Source organism: Butyrivibrio sp. XPD2002, assembly GCF_000423945.1.
GTDB lineage: Bacteria > Bacillota > Clostridia > Lachnospirales > Lachnospiraceae > Butyrivibrio.
Window position 1 is genome coordinate 93,115 of sequence record NZ_AUIY01000017.1, and the last position, 26,924, is coordinate 120,038.

Below are 26,924 nucleotides of genomic sequence, written 5' to 3' on the forward strand. Positions count from 1 at the left end.
AATCTTTTTTCAACTTTTATCACGTTGCGATTTTAACTTGCTAAAATCCTCTCTGTCTTAAGTCATTTACAAGCTGAACGTAAAACTCTCTTACATCAAAGCATTCGAAGTTCTCTCTGTTAAGATCGATCATATCAGCGTGGGATATTCCTCTTCCGCCTCTGGGCTCCAAGAAAGTATAATTCTGTCCCCAGGGAAATGACTTCTCACCAACAAGTCCATCATTTCTTCCATCGAAGTATCTTACAAGGTTATATGAAAAGTTAAGCGGGAATCTTCCACCTGTGGCTGATGCCATATAGGAACCGATACTCTGATAATATACCTTGTCTGAATCAGGTGTGATGCTGTTGAATTTCTCGCAGGCCTCGTGAGTTAAATCTGTAACTGCCTCAATAAAGTTGGGATTGGGATCACCAAGCTTTGAAAGAGCTGCGTTGTAGGTAGCTGCAACCTTATCCTTAATGGGCTGTCCGATTTTACTGAGAAGATAATCCGCAAACTCGCAGCCTCTGTGAGGTGTGTTAACGGTTGTAAGACTTGCAACCATATCCTCCACGCCGTATCTTGCGATTGCGGCACGTGAATCCAGACCTCCCTTAGAGTGGGCGATGATGTTCACCTTTTCACAGCCTGTCTCAGCTACGATCTGTTTTATTCTCTCTGCCAGCTCCGCACCACACTTATCAACTGATGCTGCTGACTGCTGGTTACCATAGAAAACTGTAGCGCCGTTGAGCTGAAGCTCACCTGATATTCTTCCCCAGTAGTTAAGGAAGGCAGGCTTGAAATCCCTGAAGAACACGCCGTGAACCATAAGCAGAGGATATCTTGTTCTGCAGATCTGCTGAGCATGGCGCTGCTCGTTAACACCTATCTTATAGTTTTCAAAGTATGCTTCGTTCTCTGCTCTCTTTATCATTCCGGGAACAATCGCAAAAATGAAGGGCAAAAACCATGCAAAGAAATATGATGCCGCTTTATTAACTATTCCCGCCTGGGACGAGTTGGTAATGATCCTTATGCATCCATTCCAATAAAGAATGGACATTGTAAGAAAAATCATGAGCGCAGACAAAAGCCATGGTACCCAGAAGCCGTAGGTAACACTCATGATATGAACAACAAGATCTGCCACCCATATAACTGCATTGATAACCGATGCCACCATATAGAACCTTAAAAGCTCAGCGCCCTTAAGGCACTGTCTGAGCTTTCTTGTGCGAAGGCTGTCCGCCTCAAGACTTGGAACAATATTGATAAGAATAAATAATGCTCCGAAGATCAAATAAAGAACAACAGACTGCAGTGACCTTGGAATAAGTATACCCAGACACGGAAATATCACGGATACCGCCGCAGCAAAAACTCTATATACTTTTTTCATATTCCCTCCTAAATGAACTCCTAATCAAAGTCCCAATTCTTTCTCAAAATATCCTGCCACCTCTTTGATGACTTCCTCTGAAAAGGCAGTCTTTAATCCCAAATAACTGATTGCCTCATTGTAATCCATATTTCATCAAACTTTGTCATACCTGTTTTCTCCCAAATGTTTATTTTTCCAGATAGCTCACCACAGCCTCAAGGTTATCAACGACCACCTCTGAAAGCTCCTTCATCTCATCATCTGCAGGTCTAAGATCAGGAACCATAATAGGCTTAAGCCCTCCTCTGTGAGCTGCTCTTATTCCATTAAAGGAGTCTTCGATAGCGTATGCCTTCCCGGGTGCAACACCTATCTTCTCACAGGCAAGGAGGAAAATATCAGGCTCAGGCTTACTCTTTGAAACCATATCCCCTGTAACTATCTCATCAAAATAGTCAAGTATCTTAGCATCTCTGAGTTCGTTAACAACCACTTCCTTACGGGTTGAAGAAGCCAGTGCTATTTTTTTGTTATTCTTTTTAAAGAACTCCATGATCGTGGCTACACCGCTCTTCATGGGGAGCCTTCCGCCATCGTACTTCTCATGGAACATTACAGATGCCTCTTTAGCAAACTTATCATAAGGAAAATCCTCGCCGTAGAATTCAAGAGTAAGCTCTTTTGTTTTTTCAGCGTTTGTTCCTGTGCAGGCAAGGAAAAGTTCTTCCATATTCTCATAACCATATTTGTCTGCAATTTCAATCCAGCAATCCATAGTTGCTCTCTCAGAGTCAAAGATCACTCCGTCCATATCAAAAACTACTGCGTCAAATTCCTTCATAGTCTCCTCCTTAACTCATGATTCCCTCATGTGCTATGTACACGAAGTATATTATCCAATATCAACCCCATATTTTCAACGATTTACATATATTTTTTGCCGTAAAAAAGGAAGTCCTTACGTATCAATCGCAAAGGACTTCCCTTTTTATATTATATTATTTTACTTTCTTAACCTTGATCTGGTAGGCATTGCTATCATAGAGAGAATCACTGATTCTGATGTAGTACTTCTTGCCCTTCTTTAATCTGATCTTCTTTGATTTGCACCAGCCCTTACCTGCATCGACAGATGTATAAGGGATCCTGCTATCTACCTTATTCTTCTTTTTATATCCCTGAACATAGAAAAAATCCCCGGTTCTTGCATCATCCATATTCTGGAAAAAGAATCTGTAATTACCTGTCTTGGGAGCCTTGAAGACATACCAGTCAGCGTCCTCATTCTTCTCATTTAAGATACCGTTGTAAACCTTTTTGGTCTTAATCTTGTTAGCTGTATCTGCTGTGTTGTTGTCCTCAGCTTCGAAGTTCTCGGGAGTCTCATTAACTATTTTGATCTGATAATAGTAGGTCCACGGTACTGACACATCAGCAGAAACGTTAATTGTACCTGTTTTTCCGGGAGCAAATGCATAGTTTGTTGAAGCTTTGGTTCCGCTGTTTCTGCCAATAAGTGTATACAAAATTGACTTGTTATCCACTGAAGCCTGGCAGTCAATCAGATTACCATACGCTGTCTTTCCCTGTCCGTCCTTAACATCAGTCACTGTAACTTCAACTCTTATGTATCCTGTGGCAGGAGTCTGAAAAGTGAAGGTCTGCGGTGATCCATAAGTAACGGAAAAGTTATACACCTGATTAAGATTCAGGTTGGTAGCTGCCTTTACCTCTTTTGGATTACATACGAAGCTGCAGCTGAAAATTGTGAGCGCAAGAATAAGCGCTTTGACCTTGGTTACAAAACCTTTTTTCATACAATACCTCTTTCCGGTACCAGCCCAAAATGATACCCTGTTAAATTTTTCGGTTGCCACCATAATATCTGTTCCCCCTGAAATATTACGTTATAACGACAACACGTTCTCCATTGTACCATATATAAAATATTTTTCCAGCAATTTCTCTGCATCAAAAAGACTTCCCACAGCTTGATGTGGGAAGTCTTTATAGTAAAATTACAATATTCTTATATCCGTCAGTGCCACCTGATCTCCCGACAAAGCTACATAGACCTTGCCGTTACCACCGTTAATGGTGGTGATATTTTCAATTGAGATTCCAAGGTTCTCCGTGACTGTGGTTATGGTGTTGCCCTTTCTCTTAAAGAGGACTTCACACTCCATACCCTTTCTGCAGGTATCCTTCCAGACATTCCAGTTCTTGAACTGCTCTTTCTTTTTGATGGACACCTTATTATTGGCGAATTCCTTGATCTCGTCACTCTCACCATTTAGCTTTATCATGGCGTATTCACGGTAGCCCTCGCCGTACACCTTTTTATCATCAGAATAAAACAGAACAATATACGGACAGTGCCATACAAGTGTCGCGGAAGGAAGGCTCACAGAGTGGAACTTGAGCTTTAAGTGATCTTTTATTGCTATGCCCTCTGTTGAAGCTGACCTTGGCCTGTCAATCTGAATATTAGGTACATCGGAAACCATTCTGTCTGTGTAGTCCAGCTCATCCTCTATCCTCGGGATATCCTCTGCCCTTGTAATGTCTTCAGTATTTTCAATATTGATACCCGTTATGTAACAATTTTCACCGGTGATTCCGATATATGCTGACTTGGTCTTATCGGGAAGTGCCACAATGACCTTTACGGTTCTTCCCCTGCTGTCCATTACGAGCATAAGGTGATCTTCAAAACGACGGGCTGAAATAAAGTAGTTTTGCTCAGCGCTTTCAGTGGTAACTGCTTCACTCTCATGCTCTGTCACCTTAATGAGAATATTTCTGGCATTGGTAGTTACACTGTGACCATCAAACCAAAGCTCACCATACTCAGTGTACTTAAAGGCTTCGATCTCCCTCTCCCTGTTGTATACATGCCTGTCAAAGGAATCAAACAATATAATTGAAGGCTGGCTGAAGGCTCCTGCTGCCGTCTCACTCTCCATACACAAAAAGCTTATATTCGTAACTGTATTCTCTATCGCTATACCTGCTGAAATCTTATCCCTGTACGTTCCACACTGAAGCTCTGTCTCAATCTGAACTTCCTCTGTCAGTATCTTGTTATTAACATCTGCATCAAGCAGCTTGATCAGAATATCAGTGTAATATGGATCAAACTGCTCACCATTTCCCTTTATAAGCTCTTCACGGATTATTGGCATAGGCAGTGCGTCCCTGTATTTTTTGGGTGAAGACATGGCAACATACGCATCTGCCAAATAGATTATTCTTGCAACCTCCGGAATGGCATTCCCTTTTAACCCTTCAGGATATCCGCTTCCATCATATCTCTCATAGCAGTAACGGGCATAAAGACTAAGGTATGGATATTCCGTTATGGCAGAAAGTATTTCTGCACTGAGAAGTGGCTTTTGCCTGATCAATTCTTTTTCGTAAGCATTCAGTTCATCCTTTTCCGTTATGCTGTCAGGTAAACCGATCATTCCTATGTCGTGAAGGATAGCTGTATAATATACTTCCTCCTGTTCCTCTGCGCTCTTTCCTGCTGCATTTGCAATTCTTCTCGCAACCTCCGCAACCTTAGCCGAGTGACCGTTTAAAAATTCATCCTTCTTCTCAACAGCCTTAACAAAAGCACCTGCGGTCTGCTCAAACAGACGCTTCATGCTCTTTTGTTCCTTTTGCAGGGTTTCCATCTCAAGGATATGTGATTTGACCACGGTCTCATTGATATCAAGATATGAAAATACATATAGCGATACAGACACCATGACCATAGCCATGTTTACAATTGATATTCCGTAGGTAAAAATCTGGATAATACCCATTATGATGGGCAGAAAAATATATAAGAACAGCGCAGTATTGATAAATATACTGAATTTCTTTCTATACTCAAAACAAACTGTATATTGAATTAGCGGACCGATAACCGGTACCACATAGGCCATAAGAAACCATGGTCCCCTCTGATAGTGATTAGAAGCATCAAACGTATAAATAATTCCCGTAAAAGCTGAGATGACTGCCAATAGCATTCCGCCTATTGATGCAATACCTGTAAACATAAGCCTCTTCGGGATTATCCTAAGTTTTCCATATTCATTAATAAGGTCGATAATGTAGATATTAAAATTAAAAACAATACCGGAGGTCAGAAAAAATACCATAAAGTTAGAAACTCTGACCATAACATATCCGGTGTGACTCATGTCTCCGACATAAATGTATGCCAGTCTGTCAAAAAAGAGCAAAAAAACCGCAACAAGCTCCATCCCGATAAGGATCCACTTTCTCCTCCTCGGAAGGAACTTTGTGATCAACAGCAAAAGCGCCATTGTCATGCAGGATGCACACAAAGCCAGCATGATATCCATTTGGTTTGTTTTTATAAACTCATACATCAGCTAACTACTCCTTTAGTCACGTCCTCCCAAATCCCTGTCCTACTGATGCAGGATGAAAAATTCCTGAAGCTTTTCAAGCAGCTCATCTCTTCCTATATTCTTAAGGAAATACCCTTCGGGTCTGAGTGCCACCACAGCCATTACGCTTTCCTTATCGCTCTTTCCCGTAAGGAACATAACCGGAATTGTTTTTGTTTCCTCGTCACTCCTTAGCATTTCAAGGACCTGTGGTCCACTTGTAATAGGCATTTCGTGATCTAAAAGGATCAGATCAACCTTGTTTTTTCCTAGCCACTTAATGGCCTGTAATCCGGAATTAGCCATGGATACCTTATACTTTTCCTTTAACCATTCGCGGACCAGCGTCAGATACTGAGGATCGTCGTCCACCACAAGAATGCTCTTCCTGAACTCTCCCGTAGCCATTTTCTTGAAATAATCAGTGACCGCTTTTACATACTCAGCATTATCAACAGGTCTCGAGAAGGTCTGATAGATAAGCTCTGCCGGCACCATCTTGCTGACACGTTCTATATCCCTTTGCTCACCGATAAGGATCATCTGAAGACTCTTATCCCGCATTTCATCAATAAGAAAATGGACCGCATCCTCGCGAGGCATATCATTTTCATCAATATAGAAGGTTATCAGCGAAACTCCCTCTATCCCCTTGCTAATGTCATTGACAGTCCAGTGGACAAATGATGTAGCACAGCCTGCTGCCTGAGCCTTTTGAATAAGTACCCTGACAATAAAGGATTCCTTTTCTCCAATTACTACCATGCTATTTCCAGCCATAATCTTCTCACCTCTAAAATGTAGTATTTACTGCTTCATGAACCAATGTTTATTTTGCTATCAGCTCTTCCATTCCATCCCAGTCAAAATTTCTGAGCATTTTTTCAAGCTCTGCCACCTTAGTCGCATCCTCCTCCGGAAGTGCAAAGGTCTTGAGCTGTCCTATGATCATTTCCACAGCGTCATAGTCCATCTGTGGAACAACGTCCTTAAGTGCATCGTAGGCATCCTGCAGCTCTGCAGCTGATATAGCCTCTTTGTCTTCGCTCTCCTGCGATTCTGAAACAAGTCTTCCAAGCTTATCCTTGAATGATAAATAATCCGCCATGAACCTGTCATGATTAGCCTGAATAAAGCCAGTATCCTCATGATTGCCGGCATCCTCAAGGTCTGCAGCAAGCTTTCCAAGGTCTGTTGCACCGATGATCCTGGCAGAGCTCTTAAGTGCGTGAACCTTTATAGTATAAAGCCTTATGTTATTACTATCATAAGCATCCTGAATAACCCTGGCATTGCCATCTATAGTATCCAGGAAAAGCTGCAATGAGAATATGTAGCTGCTGATTCCTCCGGAGTTTTTGATACCCTCATCAACGGATATCTCAGGAATATCCTTAATCCATGAAAGCTCCTCGGGAATTTCCTTGAGATCCTCAATGGCTTCAGATTCATCAGCCTTTTCCATCATCTCTTCAGGAATATGCTTCATGATGGTTTTCTCAAGCGCTTCGCAGTCAACAGGCTTGGTCAGATATCCGTTAAAGCCCTTTTCAATATAGAAGTCTGCACTGTTTGAAGCGTTGGCTGTAAGAGCATAAACAGGGAGATCCGGCCTCATCAAACGAATCCTCGCAAGGGTCTCTATTCCATCCATTTCAGGCATCATGTGATCAAGGAAAACAACATTATAGTTGTTCTCTGCAATTTTCTCCAGACACTCAGCTCCACTTGATGCTGTGGTTACAAATACCTTGGTCGCCTTCAAAAGTCCCTTAATGACATTCAGATTCATAGGACTATCATCCACCACCAGAACATCTGCATCAGGAGCAACGAACTTAGGAACATAAGGTCCCGCAGCCACAACCTCCTCATGCTCTACAAATATTCCAAGCGGAGTTGGATCTATAATCTTCTGATGAACTACGAAGGTAAACTCAGAGCCCTCTCCATAGACACTCTTACAGGTTAATGATCCACCCATAAGCTCTGCAAATCTTCTTGAGATATCAAGTCCAAGACCGGTTCCCTGAATTCCGCTGTTTTTCTCCTCATCAAGTCTCTCATAAGCTGTAAAGAGCCTCTCCATGTCCTCTTCTTTAATGCCAATTCCGGTGTCCTTTACAACGAAATTGATCTCGCAGTCATTATCCTCTCTGGTCACCATCGTCACATTAAGAATAAATCCGCCATAGTTGGTATACTTAACAGCGTTGGTGAGGAGGTTAAGTACTATCTGCTTTATCTTACCATCATCTCCGTAGAGGCGCTTTGGCAGCATTTCATCCACTACAACGTCAAAGGTCAGTTCCTTCTGTGTACTTCTAATGCGGATCATGCTCACTATTGCACGGAGCATATCCTGAACATCATATTCCTCCTGAACCAGGTGCATCTTACCTGATTCAATCTTGGACATATCAAGGAGGTCACTTATGAGACCAAGTAGTGACTCCGCAGCATTTTTAATATCGAAGGAATAGTTCATCATTGACATGAAATATCCCTTGGGAACTCCGGTGGCATCCTCTCTCATGACCATCTCATTCATACCCATAATGGTATTGATAGGAGTTCTGATCTCATGTGAAATATTGGCAAGGAATCTGGTCTTTGCAGAGTTTGCTCTCTCCGCTTCATCTCTTGCCTTCTTTATTTCAACGTACTGCCTGTTAACTACGGTGGCCTTCATTACCTTATAAACTATGAAGCCAACCAGCGCAGACAGCAGTATTGCAAAAAGCATTCTGAATATGAAAAGCTCGGTAAATTTCGGCTTTTTTATAATATCAAAGGCTTCATCCAGAATTATCTCCTCTTCATTGTGGCCCATAACCTGAATATGAAGCTTGTAGTTACCATAAGGAAGGTCCGTATATTCAAGAGGGAACATCTCACTTCTGGGCTTGGTTATTCCATCATCCTGTCTTCCCTCCAGGTATAGCCTGACCATGGGATTGACCATGGTGTAGTCCATAATTGATGCCTGAATTCTTATTCTCTCCCCTGAAGGAGGGATTACATATTTGCCCTCAGCATCGGGTAATATCTTTGTGTCACCACAGTATACTGAGTTGACTGCTACCTTTATATCTATACTCTCTTCCAGGAAGTCATTGGTATTTACCTTAATAACACCATACCTTCCGGACATATACAGATTGCCATTTTCATCCTGAGCACTTCGTGAATTGGAGGTAATGGAATAGGGAAGTCCATTCTCTATCGTGTAGAGTCTGTAATCAGAAACCGAATCACGAAGCATATCATCTGCCTTGATCTTATAGATACCGCAGGCAGAAAGCACCCAGGCATATCCGTTATCATCAAAGTAGATGTCGTAGTTGTTGTTATACGGGAAGGTAGAAATCTCATGTATAACACCATCCTTCATATATTGAATGGAGTTAGAGGTTACAAGCCAGTATAAGCCTCTCTTTTTATCCTCCTTGATCTTCATGATGACATCGCTGGTAAGTCCGTCATCTCTGCCAATTCTGTCAATTTTATCGCCGTCTATAACGTATATACCGTCGCCGTCCGTACCAACATATATTTTTCCGTCTGCATCCTTGATCACTGAAAGGAAAATCGTATTTTTTATTCCGTCCTCGGAGCAGACACATTTTACTATTTTTCCATTCTGAATGACCGCAAGACCACCGTTGGTGGCAACTAAAATGCTGCCATCTGCTGCCTCATAGGTAGCTCTGACCTCATTATGCGGAAGTCCGTTATATGATGTATAAGCAGTAATTTCTCCTGCACTGTTTACACAGACAAGTCCTTTTCCGCCGGTATATGTGGATACCCAGAGATTATTATTACTGTCCTCCATGAGGCATCTTATCCTGGTATCCTTAAAGTAATTCGTAACCTTGTTGGTAATAGCCTCGTTATTTTTATCGATAATAAAGAGTCCCCAATCGGTTCCGACATAAAGCTTATCCTTATGAAGGCAGGTCGCATTTGTAACCAGCTTCCTAATGTCTGCAAGCTCGAACAGATCCTCAAAATTATTGGTAACAACCTTCATTATTCCCTGCGTGGATGAGGCAGCCCAAAGATTACCCTGATAGTCAGAGGTTGTCATCTCTATGGAGCTGTTCATAGGGAGATTTTTAGCCTCATGAAAATGCTTCTGATTATCCAGATATCCTATTGCCTCCGTGGTAGATATCCACACGCGGTCACAGTCATAGCTGATCCAGTGGATGTTTTCCAGCGGCAAAATGGATATTCTTTTCATGTTTATGTATCTTGCTCCAAACTGACCGTAGTACATATCGGAGCCTGAAGTCGTGATATATACCATTCCGGGATTATTGGGATCAGCCAGAATACATGTGATTTTTTCCATGCCAAGCTCTTCATAGTCATAGAACTCTGTAACCTCACAGTTATCAATGGCAAAGATTACGCCATTCTTGGTCTGTCCGTAAATCCTTCCGTTAGTATCAGCTTCAAGCTTTAATATTCTCTCCTCGTTTATCCTCGCATCATCAAGGACTCGGAGCGCACCATCAGGTGATATATACGCAATACCTGATGTAGTACCGATAAATACGTTTCCATTATTATCCTCAGCAAACGTCCTTATCGAGGATGAGGGAAGACCTTCCTTGTAGGTGTAATGAATACGTTCTTCGCCGTCAATCACTACAACACCGTTATCATTTGTTCCTACAAATATTCTTCGTCTGGAATCCTCAAAGATTCCTCGTCCGCTGGTAAGTCCGTCTGCGGTATCCAGCTTTTCAAAGGTTGAACCGTCATAGCGTAGTATTCCGCTGTAGCCACCAACCCAGATGGAGCCGTCACTGGCACCTAAGATACAATTGGCATCAGACGTAATAAGGCCATTCTCTGCATCATAAATCTGCGCAGAATACCCCACCTTATCAGTCTGCTTAGAGACCGCATAGCCCCCTCCTGTCTTCAACGCGCTCTCATCCTCAGCCATAACCTTAGTTCCGCCAAAAACGAGCGCAGTGACAGAAAGAGTCGCCAAATATATTCTTAATAGATTAGTCCTGTTAAACCTGCCAGTCACTGACAACCTCCATAGGTCATATCACCCACATAAAAAGGAGTGCGTGTAATTTACTGATTATACTTATTAAGAATTACCTTTATCTCAGGAAGTGAATCCATGAAAACTTCTACACATTTCGCATCAAACTGAGATCCTGCACCCTCCTGCAGGATCTCAAGTGCCTTTTCAAGCGTAAACGGTGGCTTATACACTCTTCTGGAGGTAAGCGCATCAAACACATCCGCAACCGCCATGATTCTTGCGGAAAGCGGAATAACCTCACCGTGAAGCCCTTCGGGATAGCCCTTTCCATCCCATCTCTCATGGTGGTAAGCAGCCATATTTCTGGCTTCCTTTAAGTAGCTACCACCCTTAACCGTATTAATAGCCTTCTCTATTATCTCTTTACCTGCTGTGGTATGAGTTTTCATAATCTCGAATTCCTCTTCCGTAAGCTTACCGGGCTTATTGAGGATTTTATCGGATATGTTGATTTTTCCTACATCGTGAAGAGGTGCAGATCTCACAATATCAGAGATAAATTTGGGATTGATCTTTTCAGGGTAATAGCCCTTATCCCTAAGTCCCTCCACAATTATCTTTACGTATGCTGAGGTCTTCTGAACGTGAGCTCCCGTGTCAGAGTCCCTGCTCTCGACCATGTCCGCCATGGTAAGAATAAGTCCGTCCTGCATCTTCATGGTAGAATCGGTCAGACGTCTGATATTCCTCATCTGCTCTGCCTGGTTAAGGGTCATATCGCAAAGAGTCTGATAAAGCTTTTCAACCTCATCACCGGTGTGAATTCCAAGCTCCCTGATCTTGCGGACGTTTTCATCAAGAGCCCTCTGCTCATCACCGCTATCAGCGAAGGAATCCATAACGGACGACATGGATCTTATGGGATATGATACATAAATATTTGTCATCCACAGCTCATGTGCCACAAGCAGTATGAAAAGTCCCGCCAATATAAGCAGCACCCTTATAATAAAATTTCTCATATAATCAGCATCATAGCCAAGAGAAACCTGACAGCCAACATAGCAGGCAGTCTTTCCGGAGCTGTTCTTCACAGGATAAAAAATGGTCTCGCTCCACTCTCTTATACCGTCTGAAACCAGTGGTTCAATCGCTTCACCGTTGAGAAGCGCAGGAACATAGGGAAGTATATCCTTTTCGTAGCTTACAACATCTCCGGGCTCATGGCCGCTCTGCTCTTCTGTATCAACATCGAATACAACCTGGCAGCCATTTTCTCTCATCACAACAGCATACAGGAAGTTAATTCCTGCCGCATTTTCCTTTATCTTTGTAAGCATATCCTTAGTTTCTTTATATCCTGAGGCTGCCTCTCCTTCCTTTACAAATTCCTCCACTCTGTCCGCATCAATTACTTCAGCCGCAAATCTGGCAACATTATATGCATTTTCAGATCTGCTCTGTTTACCATCCTCAAAGTACAGATTGAGTCCGATCCAGGTCATGGCAACCACTATTGCAATAGAGGTCACAACAAGTGAGAGGGTCTCTCTGGTTCGAATGGAATACTTAATACCACTTTTATTTTTGTCAGCATTCTTCAGATGCATTATGGAACTCAAGCTCTGTTTAAGAGTGCTTTCCCTTAGCAGCGTTGAAACCTTTACAGGCATTATTCGAAGAACACCCAAAACTATGGCAACAGAGAATCCCTTATCAATAATATTCAGGAGAATATTAAGCATCGTCACTGCAAGGATGAAGGGAACACCAAAATTGTCTGAGAAATATTCAGCATTTCTGCTGGTCACAGTAGAATGTATCTCGCCAAGAAGATACTGTATAACCGTGCTTAAAAGTCCTGTTACCATAGCCAGTAAAAGGATTAGTTTTGCTATATCCTTCTGTTTTTTTAATGAATGTCTTTTCATAAAACTGGAGGTGTGAACGGCAATGAGCGCATTTACAGCAGAATAATAGATGGCATGTCCATTAAAGACCATGCAAAGAGTATTGGAAATAACGGCAGTCATTATTCCAAAGAAGGGTCCCACCGCTATTGTGACAAAAATAGTTCCCAGTGTGTCCATATAAAGAGGCACATCAAATTTATTCATAATAAAGTACAAAAGTACATTTATTATGACTCCGATGCATACGAATGAAGCAAGAAATATTCTGTTCCTGCCCTGACTATATACCTGTGATTGCATATAAAAAACCCTAAAGGCAAAATACCGCTATTTTTATCCATAATGTTACTATTAAATCATACAATATTTGGAATACAAATTTAATAAAAAACCAATAAAATGTTTTTGAAATTTATAGCCCTGAAAAAAGACAGCCACTGCCGTTTTGATGCAATGACTGTCTGTATTTTTACTGTTATTTATGACTCAAATTCTTTTGCCACATCCTTAAGAAGTGATCTTATCTCAAGATGCTGAGGGCATGCTGTTTCGCAGCCTCCGCACTCAATACATGCACTTGCCTTGCCCTTACCGTCTGCAGTAAGAACATTTTCATAGTACATCTTCTGATTCCAGTCATTGAAGATCTTCCTGGTATTCATGCAGGAGAAAATCTCGGGAATCATGATATTCATAGGACAGTGGTTCTGCTCAACGCAGTAGTGACAGGATGTGCAGGGAATTGTATCAAGTCCCTTGTAAATACCTGTTACCTTGGCAATAGCGCCCATTTCTGTCTCATCAAGAGGCTTAAAGTCCTTCATGAAGGAAACGTTATCCTTCATCTGAGCCATGTCGCTCATTCCGGAGAGGACAATTCTTATTCCTTCCTGGCTGGCTGCAAATCTGATGGCGTAGCTGGCATTTGAAAGACCTGCTCCCAGCTCATCAAAGACCTTCTGAGCTTCCTCGGGAAGATTTACAAGATTGCCGCCCTTTACAGGCTCCATAACGATCACAGGCTTACCATGCTTTCTGCATACCTCAAGGCACTTACGGCTCTGAACTCCTGGATCCTCATAATCCATATAATTGAACTGGATCTGAACGATCTCAACCTCAGGATAAGTTGTGAGAATCTTATCGAGAACCTCAGCACTGTCATGGAAGGAAATACCCACATGCTTAATCTTGCCCTCTTTCTTTAAATCAAATGCTGTCTCATAAGCTCTGCACTTCTTAAAATGCTCAAAATTCTTGGCATTCTGCGCGTGCATCAGGTAAAAGTCAAAGTACTCAACGCCGCAGGCATCAAGCTGACTCTGAAAAAACGGTCTGATATCCTCTTCTTTATTAAAATAAGGCTCTGTAAGCTTATCTGTAAGAAGGAACTTATCTCTGGAATATCTTTCGGAAACTGCCACCTTAATAGCCTTCTCCGATTTGCCGTCAATGTAACCGTGTGCGGTATCAAAATAGTTAAAGCCGTTTTCGATAAAATAATCTGCCATGTCTTTAAACTGCTCGATATCCACCTCTGTGCCAATCATCGGGAGTCTCATACACCCAAAGCCAAAAAATGTTTTAATCTGTGGAAACGAATTATCCATATCCTACCTCCAATACATAAAACTGCATACAATATTAATTTTACTATACTACTCTTTATATTGCATTATATTCATGTAAGGTTTTTCGGACGGATTCCTTTCCTCAGTTTACAAGCTCAGCGTCTTTAAGGGTGCAGTATTTTGTCCCGTTTTCCTCATAGGTTGCAAAAGTCCCCTCCACCGTAACTTCCATAGTATCTGTGCCCGGATAATCGCTATCTGCAAGCTCAAACTCTATTCCCTGAGCGCAGCAGGCTGTGGCATCCTGGATAATACATGCATGATAGGTTTTACCTGTGCTCTCGTCAGTGTAGATATCGTAAAGTCCCTGCATTTTCACCGTTTTTCCGATGTAGTTTTCAGGGTAGTACATCATCTGGAAGACTTCTCCGTAAACAATAGTCGGTGAAAGGATCGTGAGGTCTACCGTGGAGGAGTCCCCGGAAGAAGCAATTGATTCTTCCTGAGTAGTGTTCTCCTGCTGTGCTGTATCTTCTATAGTGATCTTTTCTGTAGCAGCATCATCTATTGTTTTGCCGGTTGCAGGAGGCGTTTTCTCCTTCCCGCAGGCTGTAGCCATAGCAAGCATTATCAGGCCTACAGAGATTATTCTTCTTGCTTTTTTCATAATGTATTTAACCTCCCCTTATGCCAGTCTGCGCTTTCCAAAGGACGTAGCGCAGCAGAGCGCGAATCCCAAAGCATCAGTTGCCACGATCGTTGAGCCCACAGGTGTCCCTGCAAGTATCGAGACTATTATTCCAAGAAGTGCACATATCACTGAAAAAATGGCTGAAAAAACAGTTACACCTCTAAAGCTTGTAAATAACCTCATGGCAGACAGCGCAGGAAAAATAATAAGCGCCGATATCAAAAGTGAACCTACAAGATTCATGGCAAGAACGATAATTACGGCTGTTACTATGGCGATGAGAAGATTATAAAAATCCACCTTTGTGCCACTTGCTCTGGCGAAATTCTCATCAAAGGTCACCGCAAAGATTCTGTTATAAAGGAATATATAGGCTGCCACCACAAGCACGGACATTATTATGCATAGCCACACATCCGTCATAGTGAGTGTAAGGATTGATGTGGAACCAAAAAGTGTGGTACACACATCCCCTGTAAGATTGGAGCTGCTGCCAAACACATTCATGATAAGGTATCCAAATGCCAGAGCCCCCACGGATATCATGGCAATTGCAGCGTCGCCCTTTACCTTGGCGTTATGCCCTGTTCTAAGAAGCAGGATTGCACTTATGACCGTAACAGGCAAGACCACTGTCATCCTGTTTGACAGATTGGCAACACTTGCTATGGCAATTCCTCCAAAGGCCACATGAGAAAGGCCGTCCCCTATATAGGAATATCTCTTTAATACCAGCGATACTCCAAGGAGAGATGAACACAGCGCTATCAGTACGCCCACTATAAGCGCATACCTTACGAAGGGATAATTCATATAAAGTATCAGTTTTTCCATATCACACCACCCTTCTCTCACAGAGCTGCTCATAGCTGATGTAGAGCTTACCTATATCACTTTTCACAAAGTCTTCTCTTGTAGCAAATGTCGCCTTCTCTCCCATGTGAAGTATATGGCTGGCATTCCCCAGTGCCCCATAGATGTCATGAGATATCATGATGATAGTCATGCCTTCCTTGTTAAGACTCGATATCAGCTCATACATCTGCATGGTTATCTGAGGATCAAGCCCCGCTACCGGCTCATCCAGAAGGAGAATTTTCCCTGCGGCACAGAGTGCCCTTGCAAGAAGGACTCTCTGCTGCTGCCCGCCGGATAATTCCCTGTAGCACCTGTCAGCAAGGTCTGATATCCCCAGCTTTTCCATGTTGGCTAAGGCTGTCGCCTTTTCTTTTTTTCCGTAAAAGGGCTTTAGTCCATGCTTTGACTGACATCCTGATAGTACTATCTCCTTTACAGAAGCAGGAAAATCCTTCTGAACTATGGTCTGCTGCGGCAGATAACCGATCTCGCTTTTGCATATACCATTTTCATATTGTATCTCGCCTGACAGGGGCTCACACAGTCCAAGAAGTGTCTTCATAAGAGTAGATTTTCCGGAGCCGTTCTCTCCGACTATGCACAAATAGTCTCCCTCATTTACTTCAAAATTCACATTTTCCATGACAGCTCTGTTGTCATAGCCAAGGGTCAGATTGCTGACAGTTAGTAATTTCATATATTTCTCTCTTTCGTATTGCTTTAATTAGTTAAGCGCCTCTTTTAGTACTTCAAGATTGCTCTCCATGATGCCAAGATAGGTTGCACCACCCTGAACATCCTCTGTGGTTGTACTCTGCATGGAATCCATGGTCAAAACACCCTGATCCTTAGTACTGGTATTCTGTATGATCGTTTCTGCTATCTTGTGGTTTTGTCCCTCAATAGTAAGCACATTCTTTAAGCCAAGCTCGTCCACTTTTCCCGCAAGAAAAGCTATAGTTTCAAAGCTGGCCTCTGTCTCTGCGGAGCATCCCACAAATGCTGCATAGTACTTAAGGCCGTAATCATCAACCATGTATCTGAAGGGGAATCTGTCACCAAAAAGCACAGTATCCAAAGCTGCGTTTTTCACAGTATCTGCGTACTCCACATCGAGAGCATCCAGCTTTGCAGTGTACTCCTCTGCGTTTTTCTTATAAATGTCTGCATTTTCGGAATCTATTTTCTCAAGGGCGTCTGCTATGGCAGCCACAAGAATCTTGGTGTTCTTAAGTGAGAGCCATACATGCTCGTCATACTCAGGTCCTTCTTCCTCTTCGCCCTCTTCTTCCTCCTCTTCTTCAGCCTCCATACCCTCTACAACCTCTTCTTCCTTTACATTGTCTCCAAGAGTATCAAGGAGGTTTATCACAACCATATCCTTATTGGTCTTTTCCTTAAGTGCATCATCTACCCAGCCATCTGACTCTCCGCCAACATATATGAAAAGATCGCACTCTGATATTTTCACGATATCCTCTGCAGTTGGCTGGTAGCTGTGAAGGTCAACTCCGTTATCAAGAAGCATGGTAAGATCTGCCCCCTCTGCCTTTTCGCCGAGAATCTCTCTTACCCAGTCATACTCAGGGAAAATAGTGCAGACAATCTTAGGCGCTGAAGCCTCAGTGGTTGGAGTATCATTACTTGAATCCTCAGTGGTTGAAGCCTCATTACTTGAATCCTCAGTGGTTGAAGCCTCATTGGCTGAGGTCTCAGGAGCCGGAGTCTTGCCGGAAGCCTTTCCACACGCACAAAAACAAAGCATCGCTGCCAATGCAACCGCTGCTAATGATATAAATCTCTTCATAATAGATATATCCTCTCTTTATTCAATTTGTATTTTGGAAAAATGAATGATTACTGCTTCAAAGGGCATAGTATCCCCTGCGCAGTATTTAAGGACGACTATTTAATCGTTCATTCGAACCATGGAACTGACAGGTGTGGAATACACCAGAACAATATCCTTTAAGCTTAAAACAGTACCAAGAAAAAGTACTGCTAAAAAGGCCATGTAAAGCGCAACAAGTCCATCACCGAGCTGACTTAGGTTATTTTCACACTGCTGGATCAGGGCGCAGACAGGGCAGCTCTCGCCATCGCAGTCATGGAATGACTCTACGGAAACAAACACAGCTGAAAACAGCACAACAAAAAGCATCGCAAAAGCGGTGTATGCTACAAGAAGTTTCTTTATGCTGTTCTTATTATTGCTTAAACTCTGCATATATCTGTCCCTATCTATTGCTCATGGCTAACAAATCAAACTGATTATATTTCCGTTTCCTTTTTATGTCAAACTTACAATCGTAATTTCACAAACAAAATACCACGTAACTGCTGCAACATGATAAAATAAAGTTATGTTTATAAATAAGAAAACACACTACCTCTCAACTTCATTATTCCTCGCTTCAGGCATTCATATTTTGGCGAACTTCGTGCTTTTCATAGTGAGAAAAATTATTGTTTCAGGGAATTTTACTGCCCCTGCCATGATGAGCACCTTAGCATTTACGAGTCAGGTTGTGGTATCCACTATCATGATTCTGTTAATGGCGTTCGTCTTTTTATCATCCTGGTTAAAGCTGAAAAGATCCCTGTCTGTTGTGGATGAATCTGACAAGCTTCAGATGGCTGTTCTCCAGCAGGAGGTAATGGGTAAGGATATCCCTGCCCTCTCAGGCGAATCCATCATCGAGCTCATAGAGCTGTGGGGAGTCATCCTTGTAGGCGTACGCCTTGTTTATGACATTTGCTCCATCGTATACAGACGCTTCATTTTTGACCTTACAGGTCTTAGCTCTTCGGCAGGAACCGGCGGCCAGGCCTTCGTTGCAATCTATAACAACACCCATGGCTTTAAATATATAAGCATACTTACTGCCCTTTTGCTTGGTATTTTTATCACGGGCATTTTTCTTCATGATAAGCTGCTGAAAATGGTGGCTCTGTTTCTTATCTCCATTTTCCTTCTGGCATTTGTGCTTCTGGGAATGCATACCGTTAGAATCGCAGGCTACAGCGTAGGTATAGTGTGGTCTTCCATCATTTTTCATTTCACTGAGACCATAGGTCTGGTAGGCCTTGGCTTCTATCTCAGGAAAAAATATATCGGCTTATAATTTTCCTGCCCATTTATTTCAAGAGCCGTCCTGGCGCCTACGAGAGTAAGCGCCAAAACGGCTCCTATGTTACATTTGCAGGAATTTCTTAACCTCAGATAATCTTTTCTTAGCCTCAACCCTTCCGGTCTGGTAAACCCATTCCAGCTCTGAGGGGTTGTTTTCTGTGCGGCTTATTCCCAGAGATTCCGGCGGCCTTATTACAAGGCTCGTTCCGCTCTCTTCTCTTTCAAGAATCTCCTGCATCTGACGATTATAAACCTTCGGACGATTGATCATAGCCTCTGCCACAGCAGGGTATTTGCGAAGAAGAGATTTTATCAGACGGGGATTGTGCTCCTTTTTCTGATAGCCCTTGGGCTGGGTAAGGATAATGACATTTCGGTTATATCCCAGCTTTTCCATATGCTTATAGGGCACCGGATCCGTGATTCCGCCATCGAGATAGAGCCTGCCATCTATTTTGACTGGTCTTGATACAAAGGGCATCGAAGCAGAAGCTCTCATCCACTCTATATCCTTTTCCCTGCCATCCATGCAGTTGTGGAATGCTATTCTGCCTGTAGCAACATCCGTCGCACCAACATAGAATTCCATGGGATTTCTCTCAAAGGTGACGCGGTCAAAAACATCAAGCTTTTCGGGTATTTTGTGATAGCAAAAGTCAACGCCGTACAGGTCCCCGGTTTTTATAAGAGACCATATACTGCAATATCTAGGGTCTCTGCCATATTTCTTGTTATATCTGATAGCCCTTCCTATCTGATGGGACTTATAATTGCATCCGAAAATAGCACCCGCTGAAATGCCTGCAGCTCCGTCAAAATGAATGTCATTTTCCATGAAAACATCCATGATCCCTGCTGTAAACATTCCGCGCATGGCGCCGCCTTCCATTATAAGTCCTGTTTTAAAATTCCCTGTGTCCATAATTTCCTCTGCTGTTTTGTCCATAAATGTCCAGATATATGTTACTTCTTAGCCTTGCAATATATACGGAAAGATTCAACCGCATAGGTCTGTGTCAGCTTATCATAATATGTAATTCTGATATCTGTAGGTGCATACAGGCCATTTACATTTGTCTTTCTTGTTCCGTTTTTAGATGTCTTGGTGCTCTTATCACCTGAAAAATCGCCGCTATAATTTCCGCTATCACCATAATAGGGTGTTGTTCCAAGTGAAATCTTCTTGCCGGATTTTACTGTCTTATATTTAAAAAATACAGTCTTGCCATCTACTTTATGGTCAGTTGTAGTATATGAACCACTATAAGGCTTTTCATAATTCTTTGTTTCCTTATAAAGGGTTCCAACTTCAATCTTAGTGATCTTATAATTTTTATTTGCCTTTACAACGAGCTTACCCTTTTTCGCAGAAGAAACATCCCAAAGAGTGTCTGTATCCTTCTTCTTGTAGTTTATATTATTTGGATTTGAGTAATCTGTAAGAAGTGATTTGCCTGCAAATGTAACTGCCTTAAAAGGAGAAACGTCATCCTGAACATGAACCGTAAGCTTAACCTTACCTGTCTCCTGTCCTGCAATATTATATACCTTAAATGTAAGGTTTGCTTTACCTTCCTTCTTTCCTTCAAGCCTGATATATCTCACAGCCTCTGATCCGTTTGTTGCATCCAGAGCCGCCTTAAGCTTAGCCTTTCCGGCATCATCGTTAGTAAATGTACCAATAACAATCTTATCACCAACGCTGTTGACGTAAAAATATGAACATGTGCCATCCGGGTTTGTTCTGGAAAAATAATTGGGACGATCCTGAGTAGTATATTCACTACTCATCTTCTTATATAGCTTAGCTGAAACAATTGACTTCTTGGAAGACTTTACCTTCTTAATTGTGAAATCACCACTATGAAGCGGGATTGCCAGATAAGTAATCTCACCCTTTTTTATTCTGATAGCAGACTGAAATCTGTTGGATTCATCAGATTCAGATGAAAAGCGTGTATTTACCTCACTACTTTTCGTGCTTGTCTGTCCGGTTACAGTATTAGTATATGTCGTATATACAACGTAGATTTTTTTAGTAGTGCGATCCTCATACAATGAATATCCTTCTATCCAATCTCCATTCTTACGATATCCCTTTGCCTTTGCTGCATCATAGGCATCAAACACATCATCAAAAGGACCTAAAACATTTTTCCTGTTTTCCTCGATCAGGCTATTATAATCTCTGTTCTCGTAATTCCTTGCGAGCTTTTCCTTGGTCTCCGTAGCTGCCATAGCCGTGCCCGGTGTCATGATTGTGATTGAGAGTGCCAATGCAAGCGCAGTAGCCCCAATCCTTGCCAGTTTCCTCATATTAAATTCCCTCCAACAAAATTATTTTTTAACGGTTTGACGTAACCGTAAAAACGAACAAGTTTGATTGTAGCACTCTGGTTAGACTTTTGCATCCTTTCGTCCAGTCATGTAAAGCACTATTTTTGTATATTGTGTTTATTTTATAATTGACATATTCCTTTTTCCGTCGTAATATTACCTCTGGTCAGACGACCATATTGGGTATCCGGGAGCATCTCCCACCTTTTCCACAGATTGTTTGGATGAACGTTGTAGGATATAATTATAGTAGTTGGATTCGTTGGTTTTCTTCTATTTCGTTACCTTGTATGGTCTTATGACACAGACATACAAGGAGGATTAAATTGAAAGAAGTAACTATTAACAGAAAGTATAAGGATTCAGTTTTCAGAATGCTATTTGACAGCAAAGAAGAACTGTTATCCCTATACAATGCAGTAAACGGAACTCACTATGACAATGTAGATGATCTGGAGATCAACACCTTAGAAGATGGTGTGCTTATGAAGATGAAAAACGATATTTCTTTCGTCTTCGGTTTTGAGCTAAATCTCTATGAGCACCAATCAACTAAGTGTGGGAATATGGCTTTGAGATTTTTAATTTATGTATCAAATCTTTTTGCCGGTATTACTGAAAAAGAAGATCTCTATGGAAGTAAGCTGATCAAAATCCCTACTCCGCGTTTTGTCGTCTTTTATAATGGCGAAGGCGAAATGGAAGACAAATCATATTACAGGTTATCTGATCATTTTGAAAAAGAGATTATTCCACCGGAGCTCGAGCTTACCGTTACTGTTATCAATATCAACGAAAACAGGAATCCTGATATCATGGACGCCTGCAAAACACTTAAAGATTATTCTATTTTCGTTGCCAAAATCAGAAAATACGCAAAAATAATGTCCATCGAAGAAGCTGTAAAAATAGCAATCGATGAATGCATTAACGAGGACATCCTTGCCGATTTTCTGCGAAAACAACGCGCGGAGGTGTTTGAGATGAGTATACTGGAATATAATGAAGAACTTCATCTGAAAAATGTCCATCAGGATGGGTATGAAGAAGGAGTTGTTAAAGGTGAGGCTAAAGGCAAAAAAACAATTGATCGTCTTTACTCATGGCTAAAAGATCTAAATCGTACTGACGATATTATTCGAGCTGTAGGCAACGAATCTGTCCAGAATGAACTTTTAGAGGAATATCGTAAAGCCCATAACAATAGCGAAAAATAATATCACTTACTTCAGTAACAATCCTACTATATTGCTATCGATATGTGTATTACTGAGGAGAATCTTATAGATTATCCTAAAAGCTACAAACGGAAGTTTTTTGATATGAGTTTACGTTTATTGAAATGATTATATTATCAAGGACTTCCTTGAAATTCATAGAGCGGAGGTAAAAGGAATGTTATTAACAGAATATGATGAAGCCGAAACTTTAGAATTATTTAAAAAAGAAGCATATGATGAAGGAGAAGCTAAAGGTGAAGCTAAAGGTGAAGCCAAAGGTGAGGCTAAAGGCAAAGCAGAAATTAATGGTCTTTACACCTGGTTAAGATCTCTAAATCGTACCGATGATATCCTTCGAGCTGTTGATAACAACGCTATCCAGGAAGAACTCCTAGAAGAATATCGTAATGCCCATAACAATAGCGAAAAATAATATTACTTACTTCAGTAGCAATCCTACTATATTGCTATCGATATGTGTATTACTGAGGAGAATCTTATAGATTATCCTAAAAGCTACAAACGGAAGTTTTTTTGATATGAGTTTACGTTTATTGAAATGATTATTTTATCAAGGACTTCCTTGAAATTCATAGAGCGGAGGTAAAAGGAATGTTATTAACAGAATATGATGAAGCCGAAACTTTAGAATTATTTAAAAAGGAAGCACGTGATGAAGGTAAGGCTGAGGGTAAAGAAGAAGGTAAAGAAGAAATTAATTGCCGTTGATATTTGCTTTTCTTTCCTCCACCATATTTAGAAGGCATTAGAGTAATGCATTACAGGTAATGCGTAGAGAGAATATCACTATGATATGTCCACTATTTATATTCAAAATACGCGTCTTATTTTTCATTCTTATACAGCAATTTACTTGTTTTAGTGATATGTCCATTCATCATGCAAAGGTACATCACTTATCACATTCACTAAATAATATTTTTTTAAGCGAGTCCGTTCTTTCCGCCATAAGTCTTGCTAAAAAAACAAGCGATCTACTCACTATATCTGCATCAATATCATGGGAGTTGTGAAACCATGCGCTTTAAAGAATTCAAAAGCCTCATCATAATCATCAACATTAATCCTGAATGATGTAAGGTCGTGATTATCATGCGGCAAACTATCTACCTGAGATATATCCACTACAACTCCGTTTTTAATTATACTATATCGATTTTTTTCATTATCTAAAAAAAGGATAAACACTGTTAATGAACTAAAAAAATCTGAGACATAGAAATTATCTATGCCCCAGACCTATTAAATTTTTTATTTCACCCTGACATTCGTCTGCTTTTTAAGCATTTCAATGATTTTTTTCCTCTGTTTACCTTTAACTCCTTTTACTTTTATCACAACATCCTCATTGTTTATCTTAAATGCGCCATCATCAATTTTTAGTTTCGGATTGGCATAGATTGTGATCTTCTTCAGATTCTTGCAATCCGCAAAGGCATTACGCCTAATTCTTTTTACTGTTTTAGGGATAGTAACTTTTTTTAGCTTTTTGCGTTTTTTAAAGGCTCCCTTTGCTATCTCAGTTACAGTGTAAGATACCCCATGATCATCAGTAACTTCTGACGGTATTGTTACTGACTTTGCCGACTTGTTCTTTAACCTTTTAAATAAAGCTGTTCTTGCATTTGCTGAAATGATTTCATAAGACGCGCCGCCGGATACCATGCTTTCTCCATCATTCTTTGGATCCCTGGACGTATCATCAGCCGCAGGCGGGATAACTGTTACACTAAGCGTCGTGTGAACATCAACACCTTTAAAAAAATCGGAGACTCCACTAAAGACTTTTATAGTGGCATTGCCCACATCCTTTGCATATATCGTGTTTCCGAACACCTCGACCACATCTGTGTTATTGCTTTCTATACCATAAGATTTCAACACAGTATCTGATGGCTCAAAAATAGGTTTTATTTCCATTTTATCGCCCTTATTTAGCGTAACAGCAGATGTCCCAAGTGCTATCCTTATCGGTAATTGACATATATACCGAGCTATCAATGAATCAAAATTATTTAGTACATAATCAAACGTGTACAATGTCCCGGTTGCCACAGGAAGCCTTGTCCCTATGCACTTATGCCCCCATATACGATAATGATCCAGTTGCTTATATTCCTCAGTTGTCCTGTTAAAAAATGACTTATCAAATACAACCTGTCCATAATCATCAACGAATACGGTCCAGGTAGTATCGACCTCATACCAGGCTCCATCAAGTTCTATCAGATTCCAGGCATGTAGCCCCAGATCTTCGCCCTGATCATTTGTCGCTCCATCATTCACCAAAACATTAAACCCAAGAGCCTCCATTATTACTTCGAACCCTGTTGAAAAGCCGTCACACACTGCGCGTCTTGCGCACAAGCTCCCCCACGCAGTATGCGCTAAGTTTACATCGCTTGACTCAATTCCCCCATAGGTAACTGTTTGAACATAGTAATTATGCACATTGAATTCAGTTGCAGCTTTAGAGGCGGTTACTAAATTCCTTTCTTTAAGTTCTGCAATCCATTTACTCTTAGCTGCAAGAATCTGTTGATCCAATTGTGCAAACCTGGTATCGTCATACTCGGCGCACAAAATAACATAATCTTCATATACTTTAATGCCATTTTCCTCGCTCACAAAACTGCCACATTCATTTGGTTGAACCAAAAAAAATTCAACATTCTCCGGATGATCATAATAGATGGCACACCACGCAATCCCAAACTCATCCGTAATCTCATCAGATGTAATGCTATTAGGTCCTGTCCTGTAAATCCATATATAATCTTTAAGTTCTTCATAAGAGAGATTCTTTTCATATAGCCTGAACGGAATATAATGCTTATCCTTAATCGCATGATATATCGCCCTATATATCGTTTTTTCAGACTCAGTCAGGCAATCATAATGCTTTCCATATGAAACAGAAGTATTCTTGTCTATATACCTATGAGTATTTTGTTTCTGCGTTCTGTCTACATGGGTTACACCGCGGTTCTTCATTTCCGGAAGGACATACTTATCTCCTGCAGGAAACTTTCTTGCAGCATGTGCCATAGACGTCAGTCCATAATTTCCCAAAGCCCCCGCAGGTAAAAGAATACTGATAACCAGTGACAGCACCAGATACAATGATAATTTCTTTTTCACCTTATCAATCATCTTCATAGCTATCTCCTCCGCTTACTGTGCCTTATATATGTAGATAAGCGGTAACCTGTGGGTAGTCTTATCCTTTTTATCGAAGTAAGTTATCCTGACCGCTGTAGTCGTGTATGGATATTTATTTTTATATAAAAATCTGTCCTGTCCCTGTTTGTAGTCAATACATTTCAACAGTCCCTCATTTACCTTACCGAGTTTTATTTTTTTTCCATTTTTCACTTTTTTCCACTTATAATCAGGTTCCAAGCCTCTGTCATAATCATATTGTTCCGGACTTATCTCAGGGTTTCTTGTGTATTTATAAAATTTATAATTCTCATCGTACTCACTATCCGAAAGCACAATAGAGGGCGTACCAATCTCAATCGCTTTAAGCGAAAACCCCTTATTCATCACAACCTTAATGGGGCCTGATTTTCTTTTGGTGGCACACTTCATGCCTTTAAGCCACAACTCCTCCTCTTTTTCCTCAGAATCATCTGAATGAAAAATCTGTTTTCCTGCATAGGTCACACTTTTTACAGGTGATCCATCTTCTCTCGCAATTACCTTAAAGGTCTTATTCACAGTTGTTCCATTCTTAAGTATTGCATCATAACTGACCTTATAAGTTCCTTTCTTCTTTGCATAAAATCTGACTGTGTACTTCCCTGCACTACGATTACTCGGAAGATACTTTTCATTGTCTCTGGACACAACCGTCCCCATCACATTTCTATAGTAATAGGTCGTTTTCCCATCCTTCTGTATAGAATAATCATAATCAGACCTCAGGCTTTGGTCTGTATATTCATCCGAGACAAGAACCTTAACCTTGAGTTTTGAACTTTTAGACTTGAAATTTGTTAGCTTTTCAACATCTGCAGTAGTAAAAAATTCCTCTGTCGCAAAATATGACTTCACCGCAACTGTTTTTACTTTGAGTTCCGAACGAATAGCTGCTGCAACTCCTCTCTGAGAAACAGGATTGGTTATTTCATCATAACCTTCTGTGCTGTTCCAAGTCACAACCTGCTTTGTGTCTTCATTTGTCACAGTAGTTGTAAAGTTTTGATTTTCATCAAAATCAGAATAGATTGTCCTTGTTTCAGCTTTTACACTTAAAGGCATAAGCATAGTGAAAAAAAGTGCCACCGTAGAAACGGTGCACCCGAGTCTGTAGAATGTCCTCATAGAATTACCTCCAACATAAGAAACTTTTCCAAAAGCCACAAGTCCTGTTGCCTTAA

The 26,924-nt window shown here is 41.1% G+C and carries 20 protein-coding genes; 3 read left to right on the forward strand and 17 right to left on the reverse strand.

The window, feature by feature from the left end:
- Positions 1 to 40: 40 nt before the first annotated feature.
- From G587_RS0109780 to G587_RS22270, 13 genes are all read right to left on the reverse strand, one after another.
- Positions 41 to 1,387 (reverse strand): esterase/lipase family protein, encoded by a 1,347-nt coding sequence (locus tag G587_RS0109780; protein WP_026492089.1) that lies wholly within the window; start codon positions 1,385 to 1,387, stop codon positions 41 to 43.
- A gap of 169 nt (positions 1,388 to 1,556) precedes the next feature.
- Positions 1,557 to 2,210: an HAD family hydrolase gene (locus tag G587_RS0109790; protein WP_026492090.1), complete on the reverse strand. Its 654-nt coding sequence runs from the start codon at positions 2,208 to 2,210 to the stop codon at positions 1,557 to 1,559.
- A gap of 157 nt (positions 2,211 to 2,367) precedes the next feature.
- Entirely contained in the window at positions 2,368 to 3,186 is an 819-nt protein-coding gene (locus tag G587_RS0109795) for a hypothetical protein (protein WP_155829480.1), read from the reverse strand.
- A 201-nt stretch (positions 3,187 to 3,387) separates the two neighbouring features.
- Positions 3,388 to 5,757, reverse strand: coding sequence for an HD domain-containing phosphohydrolase (locus G587_RS0109800; protein WP_026492092.1), 2,370 nt, complete (start codon positions 5,755 to 5,757; stop codon positions 3,388 to 3,390).
- Positions 5,758 to 5,799: 42 nt separating this feature from the next.
- Positions 5,800 to 6,558, reverse strand: a complete 759-nt coding sequence (locus G587_RS24415) for a response regulator (RefSeq protein WP_051200944.1) — start codon at positions 6,556 to 6,558, stop codon at positions 5,800 to 5,802.
- A 49-nt stretch (positions 6,559 to 6,607) separates the two neighbouring features.
- A complete protein-coding gene (locus G587_RS22255; protein ID WP_155829482.1) occupies positions 6,608 to 10,831 on the reverse strand; it encodes a hybrid sensor histidine kinase/response regulator in 4,224 nt (1,407 codons plus the stop codon).
- Between the two features lie 50 nt (positions 10,832 to 10,881).
- Entirely contained in the window at positions 10,882 to 12,912 is a 2,031-nt protein-coding gene (locus G587_RS22260) for an HD-GYP domain-containing protein (RefSeq protein WP_242830066.1), read from the reverse strand.
- Between the two features lie 275 nt (positions 12,913 to 13,187).
- A complete protein-coding gene (locus G587_RS0109820) occupies positions 13,188 to 14,318 on the reverse strand; it encodes an aldo/keto reductase (protein WP_026492093.1) in 1,131 nt (376 codons plus the stop codon).
- 103 nt (positions 14,319 to 14,421) lie between these two features.
- Positions 14,422 to 14,946 (reverse strand): hypothetical protein, encoded by a 525-nt coding sequence (locus tag G587_RS22265; protein ID WP_051200945.1) that lies wholly within the window; start codon positions 14,944 to 14,946, stop codon positions 14,422 to 14,424.
- Between the two features lie 18 nt (positions 14,947 to 14,964).
- Complete coding sequence (locus G587_RS0109830) at positions 14,965 to 15,804, reverse strand: metal ABC transporter permease (protein ID WP_026666402.1); 840 nt, start codon at positions 15,802 to 15,804, stop codon at positions 14,965 to 14,967.
- A 1-nt stretch (position 15,805) separates the two neighbouring features.
- The gene (locus G587_RS0109835; RefSeq protein ID WP_026492095.1) at positions 15,806 to 16,525 is read right to left on the reverse strand and encodes a metal ABC transporter ATP-binding protein; all 720 of its coding nucleotides are present in this window, start codon (positions 16,523 to 16,525) and stop codon (positions 15,806 to 15,808) included.
- Positions 16,526 to 16,552: 27 nt separating this feature from the next.
- On the reverse strand, positions 16,553 to 17,635 hold the full coding sequence (locus G587_RS0109840) for a metal ABC transporter substrate-binding protein (protein ID WP_026492096.1): 1,083 nt from the start codon (positions 17,633 to 17,635) through the stop codon (positions 16,553 to 16,555).
- Positions 17,636 to 17,737: 102 nt separating this feature from the next.
- Entirely contained in the window at positions 17,738 to 18,055 is a 318-nt protein-coding gene (locus G587_RS22270; protein WP_051200946.1) for a hypothetical protein, read from the reverse strand.
- Positions 18,056 to 18,323: 268 nt separating this feature from the next.
- Between G587_RS22270 and G587_RS0109850 the strand changes: the two genes are divergently transcribed.
- Positions 18,324 to 18,953, forward strand: coding sequence for a hypothetical protein (locus tag G587_RS0109850; RefSeq protein WP_196812551.1), 630 nt, complete (start codon positions 18,324 to 18,326; stop codon positions 18,951 to 18,953).
- A gap of 69 nt (positions 18,954 to 19,022) precedes the next feature.
- Here G587_RS0109850 and G587_RS0109855 read toward each other — a convergent pair whose 3' ends face one another.
- Together G587_RS0109855 and G587_RS0109860 are read right to left on the reverse strand one after the other, a co-directional pair.
- On the reverse strand, positions 19,023 to 19,883 hold the full coding sequence (locus G587_RS0109855) for a patatin-like phospholipase family protein (RefSeq protein ID WP_035786335.1): 861 nt from the start codon (positions 19,881 to 19,883) through the stop codon (positions 19,023 to 19,025).
- Positions 19,884 to 19,924: 41 nt separating this feature from the next.
- Positions 19,925 to 21,277 carry a hypothetical protein gene (locus G587_RS0109860; protein WP_026492099.1) on the reverse strand — a complete coding sequence of 451 codons (1,353 nt, stop codon included), beginning with the start codon at positions 21,275 to 21,277 and terminating at the stop codon, positions 19,925 to 19,927.
- Between the two features lie 347 nt (positions 21,278 to 21,624).
- Between G587_RS0109860 and G587_RS22275 the strand changes: the two genes are divergently transcribed.
- Both G587_RS22275 and G587_RS0109870 read left to right on the forward strand, forming a co-directional pair.
- Positions 21,625 to 22,515 carry a hypothetical protein gene (locus G587_RS22275; RefSeq protein WP_035786300.1) on the forward strand — a complete coding sequence of 297 codons (891 nt, stop codon included), beginning with the start codon at positions 21,625 to 21,627 and terminating at the stop codon, positions 22,513 to 22,515.
- A gap of 178 nt (positions 22,516 to 22,693) precedes the next feature.
- Positions 22,694 to 22,951 carry a hypothetical protein gene (locus tag G587_RS0109870; RefSeq protein WP_026492100.1) on the forward strand — a complete coding sequence of 86 codons (258 nt, stop codon included), beginning with the start codon at positions 22,694 to 22,696 and terminating at the stop codon, positions 22,949 to 22,951.
- A gap of 839 nt (positions 22,952 to 23,790) precedes the next feature.
- On the opposite strand, the gene G587_RS0109885 is transcribed toward G587_RS0109870, so the two are convergent.
- Together G587_RS0109885 and G587_RS0109890 are read right to left on the reverse strand one after the other, a co-directional pair.
- The gene (locus G587_RS0109885) at positions 23,791 to 25,698 is read right to left on the reverse strand and encodes a leucine-rich repeat protein (protein ID WP_026492101.1); all 1,908 of its coding nucleotides are present in this window, start codon (positions 25,696 to 25,698) and stop codon (positions 23,791 to 23,793) included.
- Between the two features lie 15 nt (positions 25,699 to 25,713).
- Positions 25,714 to 26,868, reverse strand: a complete 1,155-nt coding sequence (locus tag G587_RS0109890) for a hypothetical protein (protein ID WP_026492102.1) — start codon at positions 26,866 to 26,868, stop codon at positions 25,714 to 25,716.
- Positions 26,869 to 26,924: the final 56 nt, after the last annotated feature.